Raw genomic sequence first — 26,650 nt, 5'->3', positions numbered from 1 at the left:
CCGTAGCCCGTAGCCCGTAGCTTAAGTTAAATTAATCCAAACATGTTTAAACAAAAAAGGCGCTTCCGGTTAAGGTAAGCGCCTTTTGTTATTTTAACTGCTACTTATTTTACGATTTTCATTTCGTCTAATAAGTTTTGGGCGTTATCTACTTTATCCATTACCCATAACATGTAGCGTGAATCTACATGAATTGAGCGGTTTAGTTCTGGGTTGTAATCCCAATCACCAATAATGCTTTCGTACACACCGTCAAACAGTAAACCCACCAGCTCAGCATTGCCGTTAAGCGTTGGCGAACCTGAGTTACCACCTGTCGTGTCTACATTTGATAAAAAGTTAACTGGAACAGTATTCATGCCACCAGTGTAATCACCATAAAGCTTCGCTTTAATTTGCTCTTGCAGCTTTTTAGGCGCATTAAATGGGTCAACATCGGTGTTTTTAGCCAATAAGCCTTCAAGTGAAGTAAACGGCGTAGCCACTAATCCATCTTGCGGAGAATAACCGCCTACCGTGCCGTAAGTTACACGTAATGTGCTGTTTGCATCGGCGTAAACCGGTTTGTTTTGCGCTTTGTTAAAGGCAATAATTGCACTCATTAACTCTGGGCGAGCAGCTTGTAACTTACCAGCCAAGGCTTTTGACTTATCTTCTTCGGCTTTCATCACAGCAAATATAGCTTTTGCATATTGCATAAACGGGTCTTGGCTTTGGTTAAGCTGACTTAGTGTTTGTTCAAATAATGAATTACGTACAATTTCATTATCTAGTCTTGATTTAGCGTACATTTCATCTAGCAATGCGCTTTGTTTTGCTCTATCAAAGCCGTTTTCTAAAGCAAAAGCTTTATCAATTTCACTAAATCGCTCTGCTTTAGGTAATGCTGCATATTGCTCTAAAAAGTGCAGTAATATAGCTTTATCTACATTGGCATCAAAGCGACGTGACATACGCTCAAGAGAAGATTTAATACGCGGTAAATCGCGTTCTTGGTAACCTGATTCGCGCTCACTATTTGGCTTTTGTTTTTCAACCGCTAAGCGGTATAAACGACGTGCCGTGCTGATCATTTGTGAACGATGAACATAGCCTACCATACGGTCGCGCTCACTGTGCTCTTGCGATTGAGCTACTAATGCCGATAACTCATTAAGCACATTCCCGTAGCGCTGTTTACGCTCGCTATCGCTGTTTATCCAGCTTGTAAGCTCTTGTTCAAACTGTTTTTTACGCTCAAACATGGTGCCTTTTTTGAAGCTTTCAATCATCGAACCATAGTTTTTAATGTAGTTGTTGTAACCTGCTATGGTGCTTTCGTAAGCAATACGGGCTTTGCTGCCATCTTCTGAGTTTTCTTCAATTAGTGACACGTATTTAGTATTGTGCATGCGCGCTTTAGGGTAACTGTCGTTAAATACGTAATCAACCTCTGCGGAAATACGGTAACGATTGGTACGCCCTGGATAGCCAGTTACCATAACAAAGTCGCCCTCTTGCACGCCTTTAGCACTTACACTTAAGTAAGACTCTGGCACGTACGGTACGTTATCTTCGCTGTACTCTGCTGGCTTGCCGTCTTTACCTACATAGGCGCGGTAAAAACCAAAATCGCCTGTGTGGCGCGGCCACATCCAGTTATCTATATCGCCACCGTATTTACCTACGCCCATGGCAGGTGCATACGCTAAACGTACATCTTTAATTTCCAGTGATTTAATTAGGTAAAACTCTAAACCACCATGAAACGAATACACATTACAACGGTAACTAGCATCAGCTTCACACTGTGCAACGAGTGCTTTTTGATTTTTTTCTAACGCATCATAGCGTGCTTTTGCGCTTAGCTCGTTAGTGCCGCTAATCACTTTATCGGTCACATTGGTCACTGTTTCGGTTACGTACACACGTGAACCTGGCGCAGCTGGTAGGTCTTCAGCCGGTGTTTTTGCTAAAAAGCCATTTTCTAAAATGTTATTTTCAGGCGTTGAATTATATTGCACCGAACCATAAATACAGTGATGGTTAGTTACAACTAAGCCTTTTGGCGAAACAAACGAGGCTGTACAACCGCCTAAGCTGATAACCGCATTCATTGGAAATTCGGTTAATTTTGAAATTGAATCAACGCTAATTTCAAGCCCTTTGGCTTTTAAAATTGACTCAAGCTCTGGTAGTTGATGAGGTTGCCACATGCCTTCATCGGCATGAGCCGCAGAAGAAAGTGCCAGTGAACAGGTTGCTACCAACGTGGCAACAAGTGGTTTTAAACGCATTATAGAATCCCTTTTATTATTGAACCAGCAGATTACTCATTAAGTATGAGTCAGGTCAACTGCGCTGAGATAAATTGTTACAATATAGCGCCCAATAAACAAAAAAGGAGCCTAAACTCCTTTTTAAACAAAATGATAAACGATGTTAGTCGTCTTTTTTCACATCATTTGGATGCGCTACGCCCATCCATGCTTTAAACAGCGCTTTTTGCTCAGCAGTAGCATTTTTATTAGCGACTACTTTTTTAGGTTTGTCGAAATCTTCAGACAACACAAGCTCAGTCGACATTAATGCATCACGGCGAATAAAATCAACAGTTACCTTGTCTCCTGCTTTAAGGGTTTCTAGGCTCGCGGTTAAGTTTTTCCCTACATGCTTTTTGTTAATAGCGACGAGTTTATCGTCGGTAGTTAAGCCACCTTGCCATGCTGCGCCATCGCGACGTACATGGGTAAGTGTAAGCAGTTCGCCGGTATTTTTAGTAAAGGCATCTAAGCTTGGTGTGGCCTTGGCTTTTTCTGGTAAATCAAAGCTTAAACCAACTTTTGCCAATAATTCATCAAAATCTAGGCTGGCTGGTGTGCTAACATTTTCTTGCCACCAAGCGCTGTAATCTCGTCCTGATAGTTGCTTTAAAATAGCTAATACGTCTTGCTCAGTAAAACCCGCTGGTAGCTTATGTTGCTTATAAAGCTCGTTGTGTACGTCTTTATAGCTTATTTTACCTTGGCTTTTTTCAAGTAGGTCTATATCTAACGCCATCGACAATAACGAGCCTTCAAGATAAATATTAGTGCCGTAATTACGTGCATGATCGCCACCTTGATTTATCCATTTATCAAAGCTGGTTTCACTTGCACTTTGCACTTCACGACCAGGGGTAGTGAGGTGGCGATTAATGGTTTTACTAAAGTTCTTAAAAAATTCATCGGTGGTTTGAATACCCGAACGCACTAATAAATGATCTTCAAAATAGCTGGTAGACCCTTCAGCAATCCACAGCAATTTTGAATAATTAATATTAGTGTAGTCATATGGCGCAAGCCCTTTAGGACGGTATGCTTTTACATTCCAAGTATGAATAAATTCATGTGCCGCTGTACTGATAAAAGCTAAATAGTCTTCTCGTTTAGCAAAGCGATCACGTGGGCGTTGAATAATAGTTGAGTTTAAGTGTTCGGTTGCACCGCCCGCGCCCGATGTAGCATGCACCATAAATACATAACGCTCATACGGGTAGCTGTCCCAAATTACATTGCCCGTTGCCACTAGCTTTTTCAGATCGGTTAGCATCAGTTCTATGTCGTAATTACCTTCGCCCCACACCACTAGCTCGTACTCACGGCCATCAACCTCAAAAGTACGCAGTTCGTTAACACCTGTTTCTATTGGTGAATCAACAAGCACGTCGTAGTCACTGGCTTTAAAGCTGTGTTTATTTTTATAGTTTTCCATACCCGACACAGAGCGCCATGCTTTAGGTACGTTTAATTCAACCGTAACTGGCTCTTGGCGAAATGACTCGCTAAACATAAAAAAGCCCGATGCATCAACAAACGCATGACTGTCGTCAATATGGCGAGCGCGCTTACCTAGCTCATTGGCATACACTTGGTAATCAACATTAACTTGAGTCGGCTCGTTTAAATGAACACGCCATGTGCTGTGGTCTATTTTTTCCCACTTTAATGCATTACCTTCATCGTCGCTGGCTTTAAAATAGCGAACGCCATTGGCAAGGTTTAAAATTTCATAGCGACCAGTACGCCATGCTGGCAGTTTTACATCTAAATATGATTGCGCCGTTTTAGGAAACTCTACATTTACATCACCTAAATGATGCTCTGGCTGAGAGATATTTAAAGCGTAGTTAACGTCGGCAAATGCTGGTGCTGAACAGGCAGCTAAAATTGATAAGGCAAGTAGCTTTTTCATAAAGGCTCTTTTTTATATAACGTATTGTTGTACCAAGATTAACAAGACCCATTTTAAAAGTGAATTAAAAGCGGTAAATGCACTTATATTTAAGATCGCTCGTATTTTGTTATTAAAAACATTAAGTTTTTGATCTCATCCCTACTATTAATATGTTTTTGTTGTAAACTAAAACAATAGAGGTATTACGATGATGGTGTGTAGGTGTCTAGGAGCTCCAATACGGTGGAACAAAAACTAAAGCAAGCAATCGACAGTAGAAAAGTAATAGAAAGTGCTCGCCAACATCAAGTGAGTACGCTTTCTAATTTTGCAGCTAAGTTGTCTTTAAGCTGTAAGGGACTTGATACTGAGCTTGATAACCGCCTAGCTAAGTTTCGAAGCGCGTTAAACAAAGGAATGAGTTTTGAAGACTTTGCTCCTTTAGTGGATGATATTTTAGCTTTGCTTAAAAACCAAGAAGCCATTCAACTAGCACATCAACGCGACCTTTTTACCAGTGTACAAAATGCAGGTAAGCAATTACAACAAACCAAAGGCTTGCCTGACGATACCCGCAGAACACTGCGCCATTTGCTTGATAACGAGCTAGACGATATTCAATCTGTACATGGCTTTATTCCTATACTAAACCAGCTGATAACTTTTTATCATCAAGCCTTAATTGCTAAAAGCAACGACGCCTTTGAGCCTCCGAACCTAAGTGCCCTCACTGAAAAGCTGTTTAAATTAGTCAGTCAGCTAGTTCTCGAAGAAGAAGCCAACGAAGCGTTGTATTTAATAAAAAAACGTATTGCTAAGAATAAAGCCGTAGACCAGCTACTTGATGCAGCAATTGATGTAATCACACTTATTGTACAAAGCATTCAAGTTGAGCGCGCGTCAGCACAAAGCTTCTTAACCTCTTTAAACCAAACACTCGGAGAGCTACATCGCTCATTAGTATCGACCAGCGAACATTCTGAATCGATGACTGTTGAGTTTGACTCAATTAATCAACGAATTGGTGAAAAGCTAAGAAATTTAAATACACAAACAAATAAAGCAACATCAATTACAGAGTTAAAGCAATTGGTTGAAAATGAGTTACGCTCATTAAGTGCTGATATTTTAGAAAAAGAGCAGCTAGAACAAAAAGATCGCCAAATTTTAATTTCTAGCTTTGCACAAATAAACGATAGAATTGGCAGTTTAGAAAACAAAGTTAGTAATTATAAGAAACGTTTGAATGAACAACGTTTTAAAAGTTTACTCGACAGTCTTACCAAATTACCTAATCGCGCAGCTTTTGATGAACGTTATAATCACGAAATCAATGTATTTAACGAACGCCCGTCAGACATAACCTTAGTGGTTATTGATGTAGACCATTTTAAATCAATTAACGATCGTTTTGGTCACACAGCCGGCGACATTACCTTGCAAGTGATTGCCAAAGCGCTGCAAAAATCGATTAGACAAACTGATTTTATTGCCCGTTATGGCGGCGAAGAGTTTGTGTTATTAATGCCCCGTACCTCACTTGAAAACGCCGTCGAGCATCTCGATAAATTAAGACTGTCGATTAAAAAGATCCCATTTAAATTTAAAGACAAGCAAATACAAATTACTGTTTCTTTAGGCGCAACCCAATTTGAAGAGGGTGATACGCCTCTAAAAGCATTTGATAGAGCCGATGAGGCTCTTTACGATGCTAAAAACTCAGGCCGGGATCGTCTGTGTATTAGTAAATAGTGTTATGCACTTTTACCCTTGAGTATAAGGCATAACTACGCAGTAAATTTACCCAAGAAGTTTCAAGGAGAATGTCGATGCTAATACAATTAAACCCTACAGGGGTATTAGATTTATTGTCGCAGCTAGAAGTAGACTTACTCGAGCAATCATCAACTAGCGAACGCTACAGACTATTTAGAAACTGTGTATTGGCCGTGCTCAATGTAGGCAGCCACACCGATGTAAGCAATGATATTTACGATAAACACAAAGATTTTGATATACGTTTGGTTAGCCGTGAACGCGGTATAAAAATTGAGTTAGAAAATCCTCCGCAAACGGCCTTTGTTGATGGTCACATAGTAACAGGCATCCATGAACATATATTTTCGGTTATTCGCGATATTTTGTTTATTTGCCAAAAGTATGAAAAGAACCTGCAAGAAACTAAAGCCATTACCCATATGGTTTTTGATATGCTTAGAAATGCCGACGCGCTTAAGGTAAATAGCGAACCTAACATGATTGTATGTTGGGGTGGCCACTCTATTAACGAAGTCGAATATAAATACACCAAGCAAGTTGGCTATGAACTGGGGTTACGTGGATTAAATATTTGTACTGGCTGTGGGCCTGGTGCAATGAAAGGCCCAATGAAAGGCGCAACTATTGGCCACGCAAAGCAACGTATTACCAATAATCGTTATTTAGGTTTAACTGAGCCCAGCATTATAGCGGCAGAGCCACCCAATCCGATTGTAAATGAGCTGGTTATTTTACCCGACATTGAAAAACGCCTTGAAGCATTTGTTCGAACCGCACACGCTATTATTATTTTTCCAGGTGGCGCAGGTACAGCCGAAGAGTTACTTTATTTATTAGGTATTTTGTTACACCCTGAAAACGACAAACAATGTTTACCTGTTATTTTAACTGGCCCTAAACAGAGTAAAGCTTACTTTGAAGAGCTTTGTAAGTTTATTCAAATGACTTTAGGCGATGCCGCACTGAGTAAATTTGAAGTGATTATTGATGACCCTCAATTAGTTAGCCAAAAACTTAAATCGGCAATGAGCGGAGTTCGCGAATACCGTAAAAGCCAAGGTGATGCTTATTACTTTAACTGGACGTTGAAAATAGAAAATGATTTTCAGCAGCCATTTTACCCAACTCATGAAGCCATGGGGTCACTTGATTTACACCTTGATCAGCCCAAACAACAGCTCGCCGCTAATTTACGCCGTGCGTTTTCGGGAATTGTTGCCGGTAACGTAAAAGAAGAAGGCTTAAATGCAATTAAAGAGCATGGCCCCTATGTGCTAAGTGGTGAGCCTGACTTAATGAAAGCAATGGACAAGCTTTTACAAGCATTTGTAGAACAAGGTAGAATGAAACTTCCCGGAAGTAAGTATATTCCTTGTTATACAATAAAAGCGTGAGTTTATAATTGAATCCCCATTTACTCCTTATTGATGCGCTTAATTTAATTAGGCGCATTTATGCTGTTGATGCAAACCAAAGCCATCACAGCGACGAGCACATGTTAAAAGCCTGCTGTGCACGGGTTGCACATGCATGCAAAAAACTTTTAACGACCACTAATGCAACCCATGCAATTGCGGTTTTTGATGGTGACAAAAGCTGGCGTTACCACTTTTATAAAGACTACAAACATTCGCGTGCACCTATGCCAGAGACCTTAAAAAACGCGTTACCCCATTTTAAAGCGGCCATTGAAGAAACCGGTATAGTGGTATTTGAACCGACTAACGATGAAGCCGACGATATTATTGCGACTTTAGCGCATAAAGCGGCTAATAATCAGGTAAACAATACCATTGTCTCTACTGATAAAGGCTTTTTGCCTCATTTGAATGAGCATATTGAAGTATACGATTACTTTAAAAAGCAATACCTCAATGAAGAACACATTGAAGAGCGCTTTGCTGTCGCTCAACATAAACTCATCGACTTTTGGGCACTCGCAGGCGATAAAACCAACGACATTCCTGGTGTTAAAGGTATTGGTGTTAAATCCGCGCAGCAATTGGTTAATCAATATAGCTCTATTGAAGAAGCGCTAAATGATGAATCGTTAAATACGCGGCTACAAAAAAAGCTTAATGAAGATATGGATATGTTTGTTATTTCTAAGCAATTGGTGAGTTTGCGTACAGATATCCATTTAGGCTTTAGTTTAAAGCAGTTAAGGCTTAATTAGTCGCAAGTTAATAGCACTGTACACTAGCAATACGTATACTAGCGATAGCTATTTTGGTCTGGGTTGGCAATGTTTAAAAAGTTTATTAGGTATTTAATATTAGGATTAGGTTTATACGCTCTAATAGCTACGTCAGTTATTATGTTCTATAAAGACGATCCACAAGCTATGATTTGGCAAGACAGAGAAGCATTTAATAAACGCTATATCGAAAAATTGCGTTTAGAAGATACCTTTACGCTAAATGATGTGCTTGAATATTTAGGTAGCCCAGATTTAACCTATGCTAGGCGTGATGGCGAGCAAGTATGGCAGGTGGTTTTTTATCGTACCCAACATAAAACCTCAGACGGTATCACCACCATGGATGAATGTACTGGGTTATTATTTAAAAATGGCCAACTAATAATGTGGGGCCCAAGTGCTTATGAAAAATACCTTGAGCATAATGATGGGAAGATTTAATGGAAGCTCCACTGTCGGGTAAACTAAAAAAGCTATTCGAAAGCACGCAACTGCTTTTAAGCTCCCATAACAATAAAAGTCAGTGGCATACCTTCTACCCTCTTGTATGTAAGCTTTCAGAGCAATACGCTGCATTATACAAACAAAACCCAGCGGCCTTGCAAGCTCAGTTAAATTTATATAAAACACATTATAGTTACGCAACCAATTTAGTGGTTAACCAATGTGTATTAACCTGTGCTTTGTGTAGTAGTCAAAACTACGACAACGATTTAACCGAGCTTTATATTAGTGCCTCATTAGTTGAACACCTTTGTGTTGCCAAACAATTAAATAAGTTAGCTCAACAGCAAACGTTTAACGAAGCCGATAAAAAAATGTGGCAGTTACGCCATAAACTTGCAGCCAAAGTATTATTAACGGCTAAACAACCCGCGCACCAAATTGCTCATATTTTGGCAAAATTAGGCAAATACAAACACGCATTATTAGATACACCTAAAATTATGCTTTATGACGGTGCCAGTGTGTTAGTTTCTTTAGCTAATATATTAGCACTTAACGTTACTTGTAATGAAAAACAACAGCACATAAATTTTTATAAAGCGGTCGCTGATTTATATATAAGAACTCCCAACTCATTTGCACAAACGTTATTAAAAGCGCTAGTTGCACACGTTGGACAATATGTACCTGGCAGCCAAGTCGTGTATGCCGACCAAGCTATGGTTTATTTAGCCACGGATACGCAAGGCCGACATATTATAGTTAATAACGCCAATACTAAAATGGCATGGTATCGTATTAAAGCGTCCTTAATGGATGACTCAAAAGCATGGGAATGCAATGATAACCGCTTATTTTTAAAAGTATGGGACAGTGAATATCTTAATATCCCGAATAGTGGACTCTCTGCACAAACGCCCTTGTACCAATTAGTTAAACAAATAAAAACGCAAAAAGAATACAGCTTTAAAGCCTTAAACACCTTACTTACCCCCTACCCTGACGTTATAAAGTCAGTATGCTTAGCAGTAAAACACTACAACAAAGAGCGATTACCTGCTAAAGATTTAAGACATAGTTTATCTATGGTAGGTTACGATAAAGCACCGGCTATTATTCAAGGGGTGGTGTTTCAACAATTAGTAAATAGTATTGCTCATCCTTTACATGCCTTTTTATGCACCCGTATTAGTTGTTTAGTAAATATTTTAAAGCTATTAGTTAAGCATAATCCCCGCGTTCAAGGTGAGCGTGTTAGTTTAAGCTTATATGCTTACTTATATTATGTGTTGATACATTACAGCGCAGATGTTTCTAGAAAAATCACTATTGATCAAACACCGAATAAATCTCTCGATACACCTTTTAGTACATTTTTTGGTGTAAACAACGTAGATGCCTCTCATTTAAACAGTGAGCTTAACGAATTACTTAGTGGCGACCCATGGGCGTCGGCTTTATTAAATGCAGAGCAATTGCCTAAAAAGCAGCTTAGTGATGCTGGACAATTATGGGCGGCATTAAAGGTAGTGGCACAACGCATACTTAAACCTAACCAGCCATTAACAGCATGGCAACAGCAAATATTAAATCAACAACTTAGTCGTCATGGTTGGCAAAGTGAAGTCGATTTTAATCAATCGCTGCTGCGCTTAGGGCTACACAATAGTATTTAGCTGACTTATTACCACTATAACTCAAGGTTATACCCTGTATTCATACTATAAACTGGCAAAATGAGAGATAAATTGGTATAAATGCCGGCTCAAATTTAGTACCCCTGTCATATAAGTAGTCTAAACTCTGTTGAGTATTTTTATTTATGTGTGTATCCAAATCTTTAAAGGAAAAGTTCATGGCCAAACAAACCATAACAGTGATCAAAGGCGACGGCATCGGCCCAAGCATTATCGACTCAGCACTTGAAATACTAAAAGCCGCAGGATGCGATTTTGATTATGAATTTGTTGACGCTGGCCTAGCTGCGCTTGAAAAAACAGGCGAATTGCTTCCACAAGAAACAATTGACACAATTGCTAAGAATAAAATCACCTTAAAAGGCCCATTAACCACGCCTGTAGGCGAAGGTTTTACATCTATCAACGTAACACTTCGTAAGCAATTTGGTTTATACGCAAACGTACGTCCAGTTAAATCGTTTGCCGGTACTAAAGCCCGTTACGACGATATTGATATCATCACTATTCGTGAAAACACACAAGGTATGTATTCAGGTGCAGGCCAAGTTGTATCTGAAGATGGTACTGAAGCTGAAGCAAAATCAGTGATCACTCGCGAAGGCGCAGAAAAAATTGTAACGTTCGCATACGAACTTGCTGTGCGCGAAGGTCGTAAAAAAGTAACTGCTGTACATAAAGCAAATATTTTAAAATCAACGTCTGGTTTATTCTTAAAAGTGGCGCGTGAAGTAGCTGAGCGTTACCCAGAAATTGAATCAACTGAAATGATTGTTGATGCAACATGTATGAAGCTTGTAATGACCCCTGAAGAGTTTGACGTGATCGTTACAACGAACTTATTTGGCGATATTTTATCTGACTTATGTGCTGGCTTAGTAGGCGGTTTAGGCATGGCACCTGGTGCAAACATTGGTGAAGATGCTGCTATTTTTGAAGCTGTTCACGGTAGCGCACCTGATATTGCTGGTAAAAACCTTGCAAACCCTACGTCAGTGATTTTAGCCTCTATTCAAATGCTAGAGCATTTAAACATGGGCGATACAGCTGAGCGTATTCGTAGCGCTGTTGCTGATGTAATTAAATCTGGCGACCGTACTACCCGCGATTTAGGCGGCAGCCACGGCACTACTGATTTCACACAATCAGTAATTGACCGTCTGTAATTAGTACTGTTAAATTAAAAAGCCAGCTAATGCTGGCTTTTTTTATGCCAGAAACACAGCATTTAAATTTCCCTCTGACCATCATCTAGCCTAAGCACATACGCCAACTTGCATAATCTCTTCTTATAAAGTGAAAAAACCTCATGTTAAATAGATTATTAGATTAAAAAACATTTAAAAATGAATTTTTAATTCAAAAATCAGTTTAATGGGTTGACATGTGTGCCCAAAAGCCTTAAAAATAACCGCATACAAAAATTGTTATTTAAACAGCATTTTATTTTAAAGAGCAAAACATCATGAATACACAATTTCGCCTTTTAGTCTTACTCGTACTGGTCTTAGTGATAAGCCCAGCGGGGATGTATTAAAAGGTGAAAAATGCTTTTTAAAACCCTCGCACTACGCGGGGGTTTTTTTTTGCATGTAATCAACAGAGGAATGAGGATGAGTAAACAAGAATATAATGGCTCTGAATTGGTTGTTAAGTCATTAAAAGAGCTAAAGGTAAAGTATATATTTGGTTATCCCGGCGGCTCAGTATTAGATTTATACGACGCACTTTTTCAGCAAGACGATATTGAGCACATTTTAGTACGCCATGAACAAGCGGCTACACACATGGCCGATGGCTACGCAAGAGCAACCGGTGAAGTAGGTGTTGTACTTGCTACATCAGGTCCCGGTGCAACAAACTGTGTAACAGGCATAGCAACTGCGTATATGGATTCAATCCCTATGGTGGTGTTATCAGGTCAAGTGCCCACAAGTCTTATTGGTGATGACGCGTTTCAAGAAACCGATATTGTTGGTTGCTCTCGCCCGATTGTAAAACATAGCTTTAATTGTAGAAGCGCGAGTGAAATTCCCAATATTCTTGCTAAAGCCTTTTATATTGCCAGTACCGGCCGCCCAGGGCCTGTGGTAGTAGAACTTCCTAAAGACATGCTTAACCCAGAGCTAACTTTTGCTTACAACTTCCCGACAGCAACAGAACTCAGAACCTACAACCCTAATACCAAGGGTCACTCTAAACAAATTCGTAAGGCCGTTACTGCTATTTTAGAAGCAAAAAAACTGGTTATATACTCTGGTGGCGGTATTGTGCTTTCAAACACCTCAGAGCAACTAACTCATTTGGTCGAGTCACTTAATGCCCCTATTACCAACACGTTAATGGGGCTGGGCGGTATATCGGGCGTTCACCCTAACTTTATTGGTATGTTGGGTATGCACGGTACATTAGAAGCCAATAAAGCCATGGCCAATGCCGATGTTATTTTAGCGCTTGGTGCACGATTCGATGATCGGGTTACTAATAACGTTCAAAAATTCTGCCCTAATGCCACTATCGTGCATGTTGATGTTGATCCAACCTCTATTTCTAAAACCATTAAATCACATATTCCTGTTGTTGGCTGTTTGGCAACGGTACTTGAGCAATTACAAACTGCCATAGATAACAGCCCAATTAAAATTGATCGCAGTGCACAAGAAGATTGGTGGCGACAAGTGATCAGCTGGCGTGAACAAAAATGCCTTAGTTACAATAGCGATGGTGACAAAATAAAACCTCAGGCAGTTATAGAGGCAATATATGAAGCGACCAACGGAGATGCTTATGTCAGCTCTGATGTTGGCCAACATCAAATGTTTGCCGCGCAGTATTACCCATTCAAACACCCTCGTCAGTGGATCAACTCAGGCGGCCTAGGAACTATGGGCTTTGGTTTACCTGCGGCTATGGGGGTTAAGCTGGCTTTTCCTGATAAAGAGTCTTTATGTGTGACTGGAGACGGCTCTATTCAAATGAACATTCAAGAGCTATCAACCTGTTTACAGTATAACTTAGCAGTAAAGGTGATCTCCTTAAATAACCGTTCATTAGGTATGGTAAGACAATGGCAAGACATGATTTATGGCGGTAGGCATTCTTCATCGTATATGGAATCTTTGCCTGATTTTGTAAAGCTTGTTGAAAGCTATGGCCATGTTGGGATCAGAGTAAACACCCTTGATGAATTACAACCCGCGATAGACAAAGCCATGTCGATAACCGACAGATTGGTATTTTTAGATATTTTAGTAGACGAAAAAGAACATGTTTACCCAATGCAAATTAAGCACGGTGGTATAGACGAAATGTGGTTAAGAAAAGGAGTGAAGGCATAATGCGTCGTATATTATCTATATTATTAGAAAATGAACCTGGTGCGTTATCACGTATAGTGGGGCTTTTTTCTCAACGAGCATACAATATTGATAGCTTAACAGTGGGTACTACAGATGATGAGTCTCTTTCTCGTATTACGGTAACCACTAAAGGTGATGACAGAATTGTTGAACAAATAACAAAGCAAGTAAACAAACTGGTCGATGTACTTAAAGTTATTGATTTAACTGACATGAGCCACATAGAGCGTGAACTGCTGTTAGTAAAAGTATTTGCCAAAGACGAAGCAACTCGTGCGGCAGTAACCCGCGTTGTTGATGTATTTCAAGGGGCTATTTTAGATATGGGTCGTCAAAGTTACAGCCTACAATTGGTAAGTAGCACCGATAAAATAGAGTCGTTCTTAGATACTTTACGCCACGAGACCGACATAATTGAAGTGGTGCGCTCAGGCGCAGTCGGCATTGGCCGAGGAGATAAAGCGCTTAAAGCTAAATAAGCGTTAATTTTATAACAAAAAAAAAGGGCTAAATAGCCCTTTTATTATATTTTATAAACCTAAAATTATAGGTTTACTTGGTCTTTAAGACCTTTACCTGGTTTAAAGCTTGGAATAGTCGCTGCTGAAATTTGGATTTCTGCACCCGTTTGTGGGTTACGACCCGTGCGTGCAGCACGTTCTTTAACTGAAAAAGTACCAAAACCAACTAATGCAACAGAGTTGCCTTCTTTTAATGAAGAAGTTACAGCGCCTGTGAATGCGTCAAGTGCACGTGTAGCGGCTGCTTTAGAGATTTCTGCGTCAGTAGAGATTTTTTCAACTAGTTGAGCTTTGTTCATTATTAGATTCCTATTCGTTATTATTTTGCCTTCGCAAATCCTATCTTTATGCATTTTCGAAGAGTTAGCAACAGCAAATTACGTTTTTTATCTAAAATACTAAAAAATTAGTAAAAATAGTAAAATTCACTGTAAAATACAGCGAGTTGAGTTAACAAAAGCTTAATTTAAGCACACTATTAGTGCAACTTTGCACCTTAATGACTCACTCTACCTTTTCTATTACTAAGGTTACTTCCCCAACCTCAACACCAAACTTAACAATAGACGTGCGGTTTATCAAGCGTGTATTTGTTACTAGGTACATCCAATCATCAAAATTAACTTCTAAAGTGCTGCCATCGTAAGGGATCTCTACATTATAATTCCAATGAAACACACTGCCGTCACTTTCTCCTGTAGCTATCCCTAAAACATCAGAGGCTGTTCCTGTTAATGTGTTATCGTCGTTTAAGGTAATTTTCCAAATGCGTTTTTGTGTTTCTCCATCATCGTAAACAAAGTCTTCTTCAATAGTGCCCTTATTCCCATCCCATGTAGCGTTTAAGTCAACAACAAGCTTTCGGGTTAATTCACCTTTAAAGTCTTGTACAACGCCATAGGCTTTCAAATCACCACTAAAGAAAGTCTTAAAATCGAAATTTGGTTCTGAACCCTTGTAATGTTCAACACTTGGGGCTGAACAACTGGCAATAAAAAAGCTAACGGCCAATACCATGGCAACTTTAACGCGTTTTAGATTAATCATATTAAATCCCTAATAGTTGATTTCTAATTGATGGTTCTGAGGTGTTTTCACTTAACCAAATAGCTAAAAAATCCTCAGCAAATGCGGCATCATCAATGCGACCTATTTGCTTATCGTTATGGAAAAAAGTACTGTGTCCTTGCTTATCAGTCAGCAAGGTTAACGATTCACCTTTTTTAATATTTGGCCATATCGAGAGTAATTTATCAGCATAGCGCTCTGAAAGTTGAGGTTTACCTAAGTGCTGCCACTGCTCATTAGTCGCTTTTACAATGTCTTTAGCGTCAAAATCGCGCAAATAAGTTAAGGTAAATTTAACAGGCGTTTGTTTTGCGGTGTAACTGCCAGAAGGTGTATAAAGCGTTGCATCATAAACATCCCAAAACAGGTATTCCATGCGTGCTTCACCCACCTTGTTAAACTGAGTATCGGCATTAGCTACAGGGCTAAATAAAGCATAAACAATAAGTAAATTTAAAAGCGTTTTCATCGTTATCTCCAAACTGTATTGTGTTATTGCTTAACAAACTCGCCTATTTTACCGTTTAAAAATAAAATAAACGTAAATGTTGCAGCCCATAAAGCACCGTAAAGTGGCCAAAACTGCCACAGTGGCATCCCTAACTCTAATACCTCAAATCGTGAGCCGGCCCAATAACTGCCAGGGGCAAATAATAAACACACAGCAAATGCTTGCCATGGTTTAAGGTTTGTCAGAAACGACATAGAGGTATTGATACACAGCAACAATGCGACCCATAAAAACACCAACCAAAATGGCAGCGGATCGACTTTAAATTCGAATAACCCTAACTGAACCGCAATAAACTCACACAACAGTGCTAGTGGCAGGGCTTTTAAAACCAGCAAAGCATCTTGTTTTTTTTGTGCTGATAAGTAAAACATCAAAGCGATGACTACAGCAGAGTATACAATTGCGTGTTGTTCAAGTAGCAGGCACATAAACCACACTACTTGAAACAGCGCAAAATTAATAAGCGAGTGCAATCTCATCATTACTACTCGTAAAGCGGGGTTTGCGTGCCATTAAATGCACGGTACTGGTTGCTCGGGTTCTAAATGCGCCCTCGCAATAGGCAAGGTAAAAAAGCCATAAGCGATAGAAACGATCATCAAACTTATCGCTATCAAGCTTTGGCCAGCTGGCAATAAAACGCTCTCGCCAATCAGCAAGAGTGCGGGCATAGTGAGCACCAATGTCGTTTATGGTGTGAATATTCATGTCGGTGTTATTTTTAATTTGTTCACTCATTTCGTTAAGCGAAGGCAAACACCCACCGGGGAAAATATACTGTTGTATAAAGTCTGAATTTTTTAAATAGTGTTGATAACGCTGGTCACTAATCGTAATTGCTTGAATAAGCATAGCACCGTTGTCTTTCAATAACTCACCGCACTTAGTAAAAAAGCTGGGTAAGTATTCATGCCCAACGGCTTCTATCATCTCGATTGAAACTAACTTATCGTATTTCCCAGTCAATAAGCGATAATCCTGCTTGAGCAAGGTTATTTTATTTTCAAGTCCAAGCTGGTTAACTTTGTTAGCAACATAATCGTGCTGTTCGTCAGAGATGGTTGTAGTTGTGACATGGCAGTCATAATGAGTAGCGGCATAAATAGCAAACGCGCCCCACCCGGTACCAATTTCAATAACAGTGTCACCTTGTTGTAGCTCAACTTGTTCGCATATACGTTGTAGCTTGTACTGCTGTGCTTGTTCTAAGCTAGCATCTTTACTTGGGTATACTGCACTCGAATAAAGCATTTCTTTACTTAAAAAAGACTCGTATAAATCATTTCCTAAGTCATAGTGAGCGACAATATTCTTTTTTGAACCCGCATGTGAGTTCTTGTTTTTTATGTGGTTTATGCGGTGAGCGATGTTGCTAAAAAACGCGAACTTTTTTTCAAATGCATCTAGTTGATCTTGGTTAATCGCAAAAATTTCGATTAACCGAGTTAAATTATCACATTGCCATTGCCCAAGAATGTAAGACTCACCCGCACCCACGCTACCAGAAAGAGCGAACGCTTTATACATGGCATTGTCGTTAACGGTGACAGTAACTTTCAGCTCTGAAGACGCATCCCCAAATACAGACTGTTGGTTATTCTCAACCAACACTATCTGCCCCGTTTCAATTGACGAGAACGCTTTAAACACTAACTTTTTATACAAATTAGTAAACCAACTGGTGCGTTCCTGAACGCGTAAGCTCGATACCTTTTCCATATACTTACCTATATTATTGTTATTACTTATAAAGCAACATAAATTAAATTTAAAGTTTGCCTGAATGACCTAAAAATGGGACTTTTTTAACAAACAATTTAAATGCCTGATAGTAAATACCTCTGAAAATAGACCATGTCATCGCAGGAAAGCGCTTCAACAACTTGCTCATTTGTTTATTGCACAAGGGTTGACGCTGTAACCTTAACGATGCATCAAAAAGTAGTTCTTCATCGCGCTTATTTTCTATACGTATCAGTATATTGTCTTTCTTTTGACGAACAGTCCAATGATAGTTCATATCCAAATTCATAAAGGGTGATACGGAAAATACTTTCTTAAAGTTCACTTTTTTTTGTAGTGGAACCAAGTAGTAATGTCGTTCATTCCATGGGGTATTACTCACCTCGGCCACCATATAGCTAAACTCATTGTTTTGTTGGCCAAAAAAGTAAAAGTTAACTGGACTAAAATAAATCCCCAAACAGCGTAATTGCCCTAGCAGGTACACATGGCTAAATTTCTCATCTACCCCTAACTGGGCTAGCTGCGCATGAGCTCGCTCTATGATGGGCTGATGATGACTATCGGGTAACCCTTTTAAATAATCAGATTGCTCAAACTTCAATGCTTTAAACCCTGAAGTTCCAAGCTGCTTATGGACGCCATTAAGCGCATGAGTATTATTTAAATCAACCCACATCATATAAAGTGGGTAATTAAACGCATGATGTTTTACAGCAAAACGGCGATGCTTTACATCGCCTAAATACACTGCATTAGTCAAACTCTACTCCAAGTTGTTTTGCAACATCGACGGCACTGCGCACACCATCCTCATGAAAGCCGTTATACCAATAAGCCCCACAGAAATAAGTATTGTTTTGCCCGTCAACCGTATTTTTCAGCTGTTGAGCAGCAATAGATTGTTGATTAAACACAGGATGGTGATAAGTAAACTCACGTAAAATCTTACTTTGATTAATCCCTTCTAAGTGATTTAAAGTGACACAAAATTGGGTATCAGACTCTATTCCTTGAAGTATATTCATTTGATAAGTAACAACAGCGGCTTTGTCGGTATTATTATTTAGTAAGTAATTCCAGCTCGCCCAAGCTGCTTTCCTATCTGGTAATAATGAAACATCGGTATGCAATACCACCGAGTTCTCAGTGTATGGAATAGCACCCAACACCTTATTTTCTTGCTCGCAGGCATCACCGAGTAAAGCTAACGCTTGATCTGAATGACACGCAAAAATAACCTTATCAAACAGGGCTTGCTGACCATCAGCAAAAGTAATGGTGACTCCCTGCTCGTCTCTGGTTACCGATTTAATGTCAGTGTTTAACTGTATTTTATCAGCAAAACCAGCTATCAACGGTTTAATGTATTCACGAGAGCCACCCGGAATAACATACCATTGCGGCCTATTGGTAATGTCTAATAAACCATGGTTAAAAAAGAATTTTACAAAAAATTCTACGCCCACGTTTTCCATTTCTTTAATGCTTGTCGACCAAATAGCTGCACCCATTGGCAAAATATAGTGGTATTTAAAAAAGTCATTAAAGCGATGTTGTTGTAGCAACTCACCAAGTGATTGCTCAGTGTATTGGCCTTTTTCATACAAAGCCTTGCACAGTTTGTTAAAGCGCACAATATCGTACAAAAGACGCCAAAACTTAGGTCTCACTATGTTTCTGCGCTGAGCAAACAAACTAGTAAATGTATGCCCGTTATACTCAAAGCCAGTTGCTTCATTATGAACACTAAAGCTCATTTGGGTCGGTTTACGTTTTACACCAATACGTTCAAGCAGCTTTTCAAAGTAAGGGTATGTTCTATCGTTAAATACGATAAAACCGGTATCAACTGCGTAGTTAATACCGCTGTGATTTACATCAACTGTGGCAGTATGGCCACCAATATAATCATTCTTTTCAAATAGTGTGACATCATAATGCTTATGCAATAGGTGTCCGCAAGTTAAACCTGATACACCAGTCCCAATTATTGCTATTTTTTTCAACGGGTTAATCCTTTTGCAATTTTAAGCCAAAGCGAAAGTGGCAGTATTCGCAGTGCTTTTAATATAAGTGTGAAACGATACGGAAAATGGACTTCTTTACGACGTTTTTTTACGCCTTTGATTATATAGTCAGCCGCTTTTTCAGCACTAACAGCCATAGGCATAGGAAAATCATTTTTGTCTGTAAGCGGTGTTTTTACAAAACCAGGATGGACTAGTGTTACATCAACGTCGTTTAAATCAACCGCAAGGGTTTTAGCTAAATAGCTTACGCCCGCCTTTGATGCGCCATACGCTTCTGAACGCGGTAAAGGTAAATAAGTAACACTTGAACTGACCATCACTAATTGGCCGCCTGATGTTATTTTGGGTAAAAGAGCTTCTAAGCAATACCCCATAGAAAGTAAGTTAACATTAATAACACGCTCAAAGAGGGCGCTATCAAAATTGCGTGCATCATCAACATACTCGCAATTACCGGCGTTAAGAATAACGCGGTCAAATTGCGGATAGCCGAGAGTGGCAGCTTTAATATCTTGCAAGTTAGTAGCATCAAACTGGCAGGTTTCTATGTTGTTATGCTTGGCAAGTTCTGCGAGCTTTTGCGTATTTCGTCCACACGCAATGACTGTGTCACCTTGCTCTGCATACTTTATCGCGAGTTGTTCACCTATGCCTGATGTTGCACCTGTAATAAGCGTAATCATAATTAACCAGCCCTTTTATCAATAAAATTAATAATGTTGCCCAGTAATGGAATATGCTTATACAAAAGCTCTCCAGCATTAAAGTAATCGCGGTGTTTAATAATTTTCGCACCTTCAAATACTAGTTTACTGTGCCCTTGCACTGAAATTGTATTGCCCGCGTTAAGTTTTGGGTGAGAATAATGCATTGTCCAGTATACAAATGCATTATTATCACTGGTAAATGAGTCGGTTATGTCAAATCGACAATACTTAACATTACTATATAAACCACAAAAATAACGTCTTAGATCTTCAAGACCATTAATTTCGTGCAGCGGATCTATAAAGTGAATGTTTTGAGCGTAAATTTCAGTTAATAACTCTAGGTTATCTTTATCAAGCTTTTGATATATTTCTACAAATTTATCGACTGATAATTGGTTATCCATATCACACCTTAAATGCAGCTAAAGCCCTCGCTCGTGCCGCTTTATGATCAACTATTGCTGGCCAGTAACAGTGTTCACTTTGTCCCGTTGCTGCTAAGTAAGTATGTGGGAAATGAATGTGTTTATCTGGCACTTTTTGTAATTCAGGCAGATATTTACGAATAAAATCACCATTTGGATCAAAGCGTTCACTTTGGGTAATGGGGTTGAATACCCTAAAGTAAGGTTGTGCGTCACAGCCGGTACTTGCCGCCCATTGCCAACCACCATTGTTTGAGGCTAAATCGCCATCAATAAGATGCTGCATAAAAAACTGCTCGCCTTTACGCCAGTCAATCAGTAGGTGTTTAGTTAAAAAACTCGCAACCACCATTCTCAAACGATTATGCATCCAGCCTGTTTGCAAAAGCTGTTGCATGGCGGCATCAACAAGTGGATAGCCTGTACGGCCTTCGCACCATTGCTTAAACTCAGCGTCACTGTCACGCCAACTCACACTATCGTACTTTTCGTTAAAATTGGCACCGCGTGAAAGTTTTGGGAATTCAGCAATTAAATGTTTGTAAAATTCACGCCAGATCAGTTCGTTAACCCAGGTAAACGTTTTACTTTTTGAGGTGGTCAGTATATCGGGGTAATGTTGTTGTATATTAACCATTAATTGTTTACTACTAACAACCCCTAGTGCTAAATAGGGGCTTAAGCCCGATGTTCCTTTTACACTGGGTATGTCTCGTACGTCATCATAGCTTGCTAATTTATCATGAATAAAGTTATCGACTACGGTTGATAGAGTATCATCATCAACGGGCCATTTTTTTGAACTTTCATCACCACAGAGTAACTCACACGGTTCAATTTCTATCGGCTCTTCAGATAACGGCCACTGTACTAAACTAAAGTGTGTATCTTGATACTGCTTTAACCATGCGCGTTTAAACGGTGTAAATACTTTATACATCTCATTATTTTGAGTGCGTACACTACCTACGGGAGCAATGATATCACCCTCGTATAAAGTAAATGTTATTTGCTGTTGGTCGCACTGTGCCTGAATCGCTTTATCCCTATTAAATTCATTTAGCTCATACTCAGTGTTGGCTATTATGTGTTTAATATCGTGTTGCTGACAAAAATCGAGAAGTTTAGTTTGGCAATCGGCAAAAAAAGGGGCGTCTATTACATGCAAATTTACGCCATATTTGGCAAGCTTTTCGCGAATATAACTCACTCTGCGTTTAAGTAAGTCAATTTGAATGGCAGCAGTATTATGCTGTGCCCATTGTTTTTCGCACACAAAAAAAATGGCGTGTTTAGCACCATTATTTAGCGCTTCGATCAGCGCCTCGTTAGAAAAAAGGCGCAAATCGCGCCTAAACCAAAATAGTGTATTCATTACAAACAGTAACGTAGCTTAAGTTCATTAGGATAAGGGTTAAAGTAAATTTGCTTACTTAAATACTCATTCGGGTGAACCTTTAAATGGTGTTTAAGCAATGTTAGTGGTACATAAAGCGGCACCAACCCTTGGCGATACTCATCAATTGCATCTCGCATTTCTTCTTTTTCGATTTTTGATAAATCTTTTTTGAAGTAACCTTGCAAATGCATCAACGTGTTAGAATTATTTTTTCTTGAAGCAGGACGTTTAAGCGCATTCATTAAACCTAAAATGTACTCGTCGGCTAGAGCATTAACATCGTCACCTACAAACGTTCCGAGTAGATTGCCTAAATCACGATACGCTTGATAATTATGAGCCATTAACAAATATTTGTATTGAGCATGGAACTGGGTCAAACGATGCACAGTAACGGGCTCTTTCACTAACTGTTGCCAGTTATGTAATGTATAAACACGCATTACAAAGTTCTCGCGCAAATGAACGTCGTTTAAACGTCCATTTTCTTCGCAAGGTAGTAAGGGATTATGTTTCATGATTTGTTCAGCAAAGAAACCAACGCCTTCAGAGGTGTTACCGGTTCCTGCTTCATTGTAGATTTTTACCCGCTCCATGCCACAGCTTGGGCTCTTAGCACAAAAAACGAATCCGCTTAGGTGCCCTGCTTGTTCTGTAGCTATTTTTTTACCATATTCTGTGAGCTGTGGGCCAACATCTCCCGTGCCATCCGGACGACACACTTTGATAGTATCGCCTGTTTTTACTTGACGAATGGTTGGACGAGGTATTGGTAATCCTACCGCAACCTCTGGGCAATACATTTTATATTCAACATGCTTGGCCAGCTCTTCCATACAAAAATTTGATTTTTTATGGCCACTGTCAAATCTTACCTTTTCGCCTGCCAAGCAGGCGCTAATACCTATTTTTATTGTATCTGTTTGCATAGATTCTCTTAATAAATCAAGCCACCAATTGGGTTAAGTAACTTGCTAAGTCCTTTATTGAAATGTAGCGCACTACTAACAACAGTAAAGCACAAACATCCCTCTTTTGTTAGGGGGGTGTGTTGATGACGGCCATCTTGCCAAATAAAGTCCCCAGGAACATAACTGCCCTCTTCGTCTGTAAATTCACCATCAAGCAGTAAAGTAACCTCAAAGCCGGTATGTGTGTGCTCCGGAATTTCTCCACCAGCATCTATATGTAACAAGCTTGAACGTAAGTGACCATCATCAAGTGCGATTCGAGAACGCGCAAGCTTACCTACTTGGGTAAATTTACCATGCGAGATCCGTGTTAAAGCTCTCGGCAAGCTGTAATTATGCTCATTAACATTAATACTAACTGGTTCAACAGAATATACTTCATCAATCGAGTCATCGGCCGTGATCATATCAAGTAAACTTGATTCAATTACATCATCGGCTTGATCGGCTTGCTCATCAGTTGCCACATCCATATTGTCACTAAAAACTGCTCGCGCATTAGCCGCTTCAAGTTTTTCAACTTTAGCTTGGCACACTGGGCACATATCAACATGTATTGATACGGCAAGGCTAAGCGATGCTGGAAGTGTTGCTGCACAGTATTGTGTCAGTAGTGTTTCACTCGGGTGATGTTTAATCATGCTGATCTCCCATTTCATTACGTAATTTCTGCAAGGCTAAACGTAATCGTGATTTTACCGTGCCTACTGGAATGTTTAATTGTTGAGCTAACTGCTCTTGCGACATATCTTGAAAATAAACGCCGCGCACAACTTCTCTTTGCGCTTGAGGCAATTTATCTAAATAACGTTTAATTTGCTGGTCTTCAAGGTGGTCGCTGTATTCGTGATGTGTATCTTCAGATTCGTTCAATAACGGCCAAATGTCTTCGCTAATATTTTCCTCTTTGTTACTTTTCATTTTACGAAGCATGTCAAAAGAGGCGTTACGCATTACGGTATAGACCCAAGTAGTAGCTGCACCCTTTTCACTATTGTATAAGTGGGCTTTTCGCCATACGGAAGTGAGGGTTTCTTGAACTAATTCCATTGCTTGGGCTTCTACACCAAACTGCTTTATGCCGAAGCGCTTAATCTTAGGTGCAAAATATTCAAACAAGTACGCGAAAGATTTTTTATCGCGAGATTGAGCTACATTAACTAATGCTTCCCTGAGTTCCGTACTTGGTGTTTCTGGCATGGCAGTGTACTTACCTGTGTTAGGTTCACAACTTAGTGATTGTTGTTGACTTACCATAGTAAAATGTCCCGTTATTGCTTTAGTGAATACCATTACGAGCAATGGTTACAAGCGGATCATAATTATTTTAGGCAAATTCGTTATTAATCACAGTATGGAGGAAACTAAGCAAGTTATCAAAGTTAGTCTCAAATGCAAGTTGTTGTTTTTTATCAATAGAAATGGGAAGTAATTCAAGCCAACGCGCCACAATCCACGCAAGCTGATTAAATTTGGTGGTTTTATAAAGCGATTGCAAATCGGGGTTATTCGCAAAAACGTCTTCTAGTGCTACTTGTAAAAGTTGGTGTTGACCAATTTCGTGGTTATCTTTGTTGTACCAATAAGGTGTGTTGCAAGCGGATACATCACCATGGCGAAGTTCCTGCTCATCTTGATACACGTTATCTATTTGCACACTCTTAGATGCAAATACATCAATTAACAGCATACCGCTTTCGTCTTGATCAAAGTCAATAACATCCATTAAACAGCCTTGGGCGCTTATGTTTAACGGGGTGTCATGCTCAAAGGTACATAAAACAAAACCGCTATTGGTTTTTAATGCGTTTTTTACCATCGTTAAATAACGAGGCTCAAATATACGTAATCGCGTATAGCCTTCAGGTAATATAAATATAGGTAATGGGAAAATCGCACGTTTCATAAAGTCTACTTCTTTCAAACACTCTGCCTTTATTTACGTGCGCTTTATTCAAGTCGATCAGCTTTAGTTACATCAATTGCTTTACAGTGCAAATGCATCCGCTAATTAAACCTCGTTCCCACATTTTTTATCATGTAAACCAAGTAATAAACACTCAGTATACTTGCCACAGGTGCCAACATTAAGGCTAATAATTCGAACTCACTGTTCATTACTTTTATTCCCTTTTTATTGCTTTGGTTGTGCTTTTACTACACGTTGTTTTTCGTCCATGTTGCTATTATCAACCACAGGATTACTTTCAAGTAAGCTGTCAAGAATAACCTGTGCATCAAAAGAAACGGCTTCTTTTACTGACTTTTCAAGTTCGTTGCTAGCCTGTGACACATAAGTAGACACAGTATTAGTAAGCATATCAGTAATATTTAAATCGACTTCTGTAGCGTTAACGTTAGTTGAACCTAATACAAGTAAGCTTGCGATTGTGATGTTGATTGAAGTATTCATAATAGTATTCCTTGTTTGTTTATTGGTTAGTACGCTTAGTTACAATCAAGGGCTATGCCACAATGGAAAAACTTTATAAGCCATTGTTTTAAAATAAAATAAATAAATTGAAAAGAAATCCACAAAATCTAGATTAGTAATTTTGACCAATGAATTTAAAAATAAAACCAAATAATAGTGTGTTTGTTAATGTTCAGTAAATTAATGACTTTATTTCGTATTTGAAAATTTCAGCGTACACATGTACACTAAAATTCATTCGCAAAGTGGTAGGATCTGTTATGTCTTTTGAAGCTCCCTATTCTAAAAAAGAAGAGCTGTTAAATGTTATTAGTCATGCCTTAGGCATTGTATTCGCTGCTTTTGTTGTTTGGGATTTAGTAAAACAAACTAATAGTGTGAAAGGCTATGCCAGTACTCTGATATACGGCAGTAGCTTGTTTATTTTATTTTTATCTTCAACGCTTTATCACGCCAGTGTGCGCCCGAGGTTGAGAGCGTTTTACAAAAAATGTGATCATTGCGCCATTTATTTACTGATTGCAGGCACCTACACGCCCTTTTTGTTGCTGTCGTTATCTGGGCTCTGGTCTTGGGCTACCTTAGTCTTTATTTGGACAGTAGCGTTTGCAGGCATCGCTTATAAGCTATTGGTTAAAAATGGCAATAAAAAAGTATCACTGGCTACTTATTTATTAATGGGATGGTTTGCATTAGCCATTGTGTATCCGCTTTATTTAAACGTGCCTATCAATGCACTTTATTGGCTATTAGCTGGCGGCTTATTTTATAGTGTAGGTACTATTTTTTACAGTGCTAAAAATACTCAATATAGCCATGCTATTTGGCACCTCTTTGTTATTGGTGGATGTGTTAGCCATTATATTTCGATCAGTAATTATGTTTATTAGGCTGGTTAAGCCATTTAGATTAGTCTGGTTTGAGCGAGAAGCGGTCATTGAGATTGGCTAAATATCGTAGTTAATTGATTTGTTAAACTGCTCTTTGCGCATATATTCATGAAAATGAGCGCTGCGCGCATATTGGTTAATTTAACTTTACCTAAAAACTTTAGAAAACTTAGTGATAGTAATGCCTTAGATAATTTGTTAAAACTATATAAAGTAAATAAATGAGCGTTAAGTCGGCAGAAATATGCGCGATGAGCGCACTATTA

The 26,650-nt window shown here is 39.2% G+C and carries 26 protein-coding genes; 9 read left to right on the top strand and 17 right to left on the bottom strand.

Annotated elements, in window-relative coordinates; genetic code table 11:
• Nucleotides 1-104: 104 nt before the first annotated feature.
• Nucleotides 105-2,276: a S46 family peptidase gene (locus CWB75_RS07385; protein ID WP_138570278.1), complete on the bottom strand. Its 2,172-nt coding sequence runs from the start codon at nucleotides 2,274-2,276 to the stop codon at nucleotides 105-107.
• 145 nt (nucleotides 2,277-2,421) lie between these two features.
• Nucleotides 2,422-4,212, bottom strand: a complete 1,791-nt coding sequence (locus CWB75_RS07380; protein WP_138570277.1) for a M61 family metallopeptidase — start codon at nucleotides 4,210-4,212, stop codon at nucleotides 2,422-2,424.
• A 225-nt stretch (nucleotides 4,213-4,437) separates the two neighbouring features.
• Between CWB75_RS07380 and CWB75_RS07375 the strand changes: the two genes are divergently transcribed.
• From CWB75_RS07375 to ilvN, 8 genes are all read left to right on the top strand, one after another.
• Entirely contained in the window at nucleotides 4,438-5,946 is a 1,509-nt protein-coding gene (locus CWB75_RS07375; protein ID WP_082360132.1) for a GGDEF domain-containing protein, read from the top strand.
• Between the two features lie 77 nt (nucleotides 5,947-6,023).
• Complete coding sequence (gene ppnN / locus CWB75_RS07370; RefSeq protein ID WP_138570276.1) at nucleotides 6,024-7,367, top strand: nucleotide 5'-monophosphate nucleosidase PpnN; 1,344 nt, start codon at nucleotides 6,024-6,026, stop codon at nucleotides 7,365-7,367.
• A gap of 8 nt (nucleotides 7,368-7,375) precedes the next feature.
• A complete protein-coding gene (gene xni / locus CWB75_RS07365; protein WP_138570275.1) occupies nucleotides 7,376-8,149 on the top strand; it encodes a flap endonuclease Xni in 774 nt (257 codons plus the stop codon).
• Nucleotides 8,150-8,218: 69 nt separating this feature from the next.
• The gene (locus CWB75_RS07360) at nucleotides 8,219-8,614 is read left to right on the top strand and encodes a DUF3192 domain-containing protein (RefSeq protein WP_033104226.1); all 396 of its coding nucleotides are present in this window, start codon (nucleotides 8,219-8,221) and stop codon (nucleotides 8,612-8,614) included.
• Nucleotides 8,614-10,296 carry a hypothetical protein gene (locus tag CWB75_RS07355; RefSeq protein WP_138570274.1) on the top strand — a complete coding sequence of 561 codons (1,683 nt, stop codon included), beginning with the start codon at nucleotides 8,614-8,616 and terminating at the stop codon, nucleotides 10,294-10,296. The genes CWB75_RS07360 and CWB75_RS07355 overlap by 1 nt, the downstream gene beginning before the upstream one ends.
• A gap of 179 nt (nucleotides 10,297-10,475) precedes the next feature.
• Nucleotides 10,476-11,483 (top strand): isocitrate dehydrogenase, encoded by a 1,008-nt coding sequence (locus CWB75_RS07350; protein ID WP_008112567.1) that lies wholly within the window; start codon nucleotides 10,476-10,478, stop codon nucleotides 11,481-11,483.
• 447 nt (nucleotides 11,484-11,930) lie between these two features.
• Nucleotides 11,931-13,655: an acetolactate synthase 3 large subunit gene (locus CWB75_RS07345; protein ID WP_138570273.1), complete on the top strand. Its 1,725-nt coding sequence runs from the start codon at nucleotides 11,931-11,933 to the stop codon at nucleotides 13,653-13,655.
• Nucleotides 13,655-14,155 (top strand): acetolactate synthase small subunit, encoded by a 501-nt coding sequence (gene ilvN, locus CWB75_RS07340; RefSeq protein WP_008112561.1) that lies wholly within the window; start codon nucleotides 13,655-13,657, stop codon nucleotides 14,153-14,155. The genes CWB75_RS07345 and ilvN overlap by 1 nt, the downstream gene beginning before the upstream one ends.
• A 65-nt stretch (nucleotides 14,156-14,220) precedes the next feature.
• On the opposite strand, the gene CWB75_RS07335 is transcribed toward ilvN, so the two are convergent.
• The 15 genes from CWB75_RS07335 to CWB75_RS07265 all read right to left on the bottom strand — a co-directional run bounded on the left by CWB75_RS07335 (nucleotide 14,221) and on the right by CWB75_RS07265 (nucleotide 25,473).
• Nucleotides 14,221-14,496 carry an HU family DNA-binding protein gene (locus CWB75_RS07335; RefSeq protein ID WP_008112559.1) on the bottom strand — a complete coding sequence of 92 codons (276 nt, stop codon included), beginning with the start codon at nucleotides 14,494-14,496 and terminating at the stop codon, nucleotides 14,221-14,223.
• Nucleotides 14,497-14,701: 205 nt separating this feature from the next.
• Nucleotides 14,702-15,244: a DUF3833 domain-containing protein gene (locus CWB75_RS07330; protein WP_010388902.1), complete on the bottom strand. Its 543-nt coding sequence runs from the start codon at nucleotides 15,242-15,244 to the stop codon at nucleotides 14,702-14,704.
• Nucleotide 15,245: 1 nt separating this feature from the next.
• Nucleotides 15,246-15,734 carry a chalcone isomerase family protein gene (locus CWB75_RS07325; RefSeq protein WP_138570272.1) on the bottom strand — a complete coding sequence of 163 codons (489 nt, stop codon included), beginning with the start codon at nucleotides 15,732-15,734 and terminating at the stop codon, nucleotides 15,246-15,248.
• Between the two features lie 23 nt (nucleotides 15,735-15,757).
• Nucleotides 15,758-16,258 carry a DUF2878 domain-containing protein gene (locus CWB75_RS07320; protein ID WP_010388904.1) on the bottom strand — a complete coding sequence of 167 codons (501 nt, stop codon included), beginning with the start codon at nucleotides 16,256-16,258 and terminating at the stop codon, nucleotides 15,758-15,760.
• Nucleotides 16,236-17,498 (bottom strand): SAM-dependent methyltransferase, encoded by a 1,263-nt coding sequence (locus tag CWB75_RS07315; protein WP_138570271.1) that lies wholly within the window; start codon nucleotides 17,496-17,498, stop codon nucleotides 16,236-16,238. The genes CWB75_RS07320 and CWB75_RS07315 overlap by 23 nt, the downstream gene beginning before the upstream one ends.
• Before the next feature lie 49 nt (nucleotides 17,499-17,547).
• Nucleotides 17,548-18,285: a DUF1365 domain-containing protein gene (locus CWB75_RS07310; RefSeq protein WP_010388906.1), complete on the bottom strand. Its 738-nt coding sequence runs from the start codon at nucleotides 18,283-18,285 to the stop codon at nucleotides 17,548-17,550.
• Nucleotides 18,278-19,531: an NAD(P)/FAD-dependent oxidoreductase gene (locus CWB75_RS07305; protein ID WP_138570270.1), complete on the bottom strand. Its 1,254-nt coding sequence runs from the start codon at nucleotides 19,529-19,531 to the stop codon at nucleotides 18,278-18,280. Before CWB75_RS07305 ends, CWB75_RS07310 begins: the two co-directional genes overlap by 8 nt.
• A complete protein-coding gene (locus tag CWB75_RS07300) occupies nucleotides 19,528-20,238 on the bottom strand; it encodes an SDR family NAD(P)-dependent oxidoreductase (protein WP_075170210.1) in 711 nt (236 codons plus the stop codon). The genes CWB75_RS07305 and CWB75_RS07300 overlap by 4 nt, the downstream gene beginning before the upstream one ends.
• A gap of 2 nt (nucleotides 20,239-20,240) precedes the next feature.
• Entirely contained in the window at nucleotides 20,241-20,669 is a 429-nt protein-coding gene (locus CWB75_RS07295) for a nuclear transport factor 2 family protein (protein WP_075170211.1), read from the bottom strand.
• Between the two features lies 1 nt (nucleotide 20,670).
• A complete protein-coding gene (phrB, locus tag CWB75_RS07290) occupies nucleotides 20,671-22,065 on the bottom strand; it encodes a deoxyribodipyrimidine photo-lyase (protein WP_109874948.1) in 1,395 nt (464 codons plus the stop codon).
• Nucleotides 22,065-23,018, bottom strand: a complete 954-nt coding sequence (locus CWB75_RS07285; protein ID WP_138570269.1) for a YbgA family protein — start codon at nucleotides 23,016-23,018, stop codon at nucleotides 22,065-22,067. Before CWB75_RS07285 ends, phrB begins: the two co-directional genes overlap by 1 nt.
• Before the next feature lie 8 nt (nucleotides 23,019-23,026).
• On the bottom strand, nucleotides 23,027-23,701 hold the full coding sequence (locus tag CWB75_RS07280) for a ChrR family anti-sigma-E factor (protein ID WP_010388913.1): 675 nt from the start codon (nucleotides 23,699-23,701) through the stop codon (nucleotides 23,027-23,029).
• Nucleotides 23,694-24,317: a sigma-70 family RNA polymerase sigma factor gene (locus CWB75_RS07275; RefSeq protein ID WP_010388914.1), complete on the bottom strand. Its 624-nt coding sequence runs from the start codon at nucleotides 24,315-24,317 to the stop codon at nucleotides 23,694-23,696. Before CWB75_RS07275 ends, CWB75_RS07280 begins: the two co-directional genes overlap by 8 nt.
• A gap of 70 nt (nucleotides 24,318-24,387) precedes the next feature.
• Complete coding sequence (locus CWB75_RS07270; protein ID WP_171039099.1) at nucleotides 24,388-24,966, bottom strand: LON peptidase substrate-binding domain-containing protein; 579 nt, start codon at nucleotides 24,964-24,966, stop codon at nucleotides 24,388-24,390.
• A gap of 228 nt (nucleotides 24,967-25,194) precedes the next feature.
• Nucleotides 25,195-25,473: a hypothetical protein gene (locus tag CWB75_RS07265; RefSeq protein ID WP_054201634.1), complete on the bottom strand. Its 279-nt coding sequence runs from the start codon at nucleotides 25,471-25,473 to the stop codon at nucleotides 25,195-25,197.
• Between the two features lie 281 nt (nucleotides 25,474-25,754).
• Here CWB75_RS07265 and trhA point away from each other — a divergent pair, with 281 nt between their 5' ends.
• The gene (trhA, locus tag CWB75_RS07260; RefSeq protein WP_138570267.1) at nucleotides 25,755-26,384 is read left to right on the top strand and encodes a PAQR family membrane homeostasis protein TrhA; all 630 of its coding nucleotides are present in this window, start codon (nucleotides 25,755-25,757) and stop codon (nucleotides 26,382-26,384) included.
• Nucleotides 26,385-26,650: the final 266 nt, after the last annotated feature.

The organism is Pseudoalteromonas sp. S1608 (assembly GCF_005887265.1).
GTDB classification, from domain to species: domain Bacteria; phylum Pseudomonadota; class Gammaproteobacteria; order Enterobacterales; family Alteromonadaceae; genus Pseudoalteromonas; species Pseudoalteromonas undina.
Note: the sequence above shows the minus strand (reverse complement) of the source record. Positions and strands in the feature narration are given on the sequence as shown.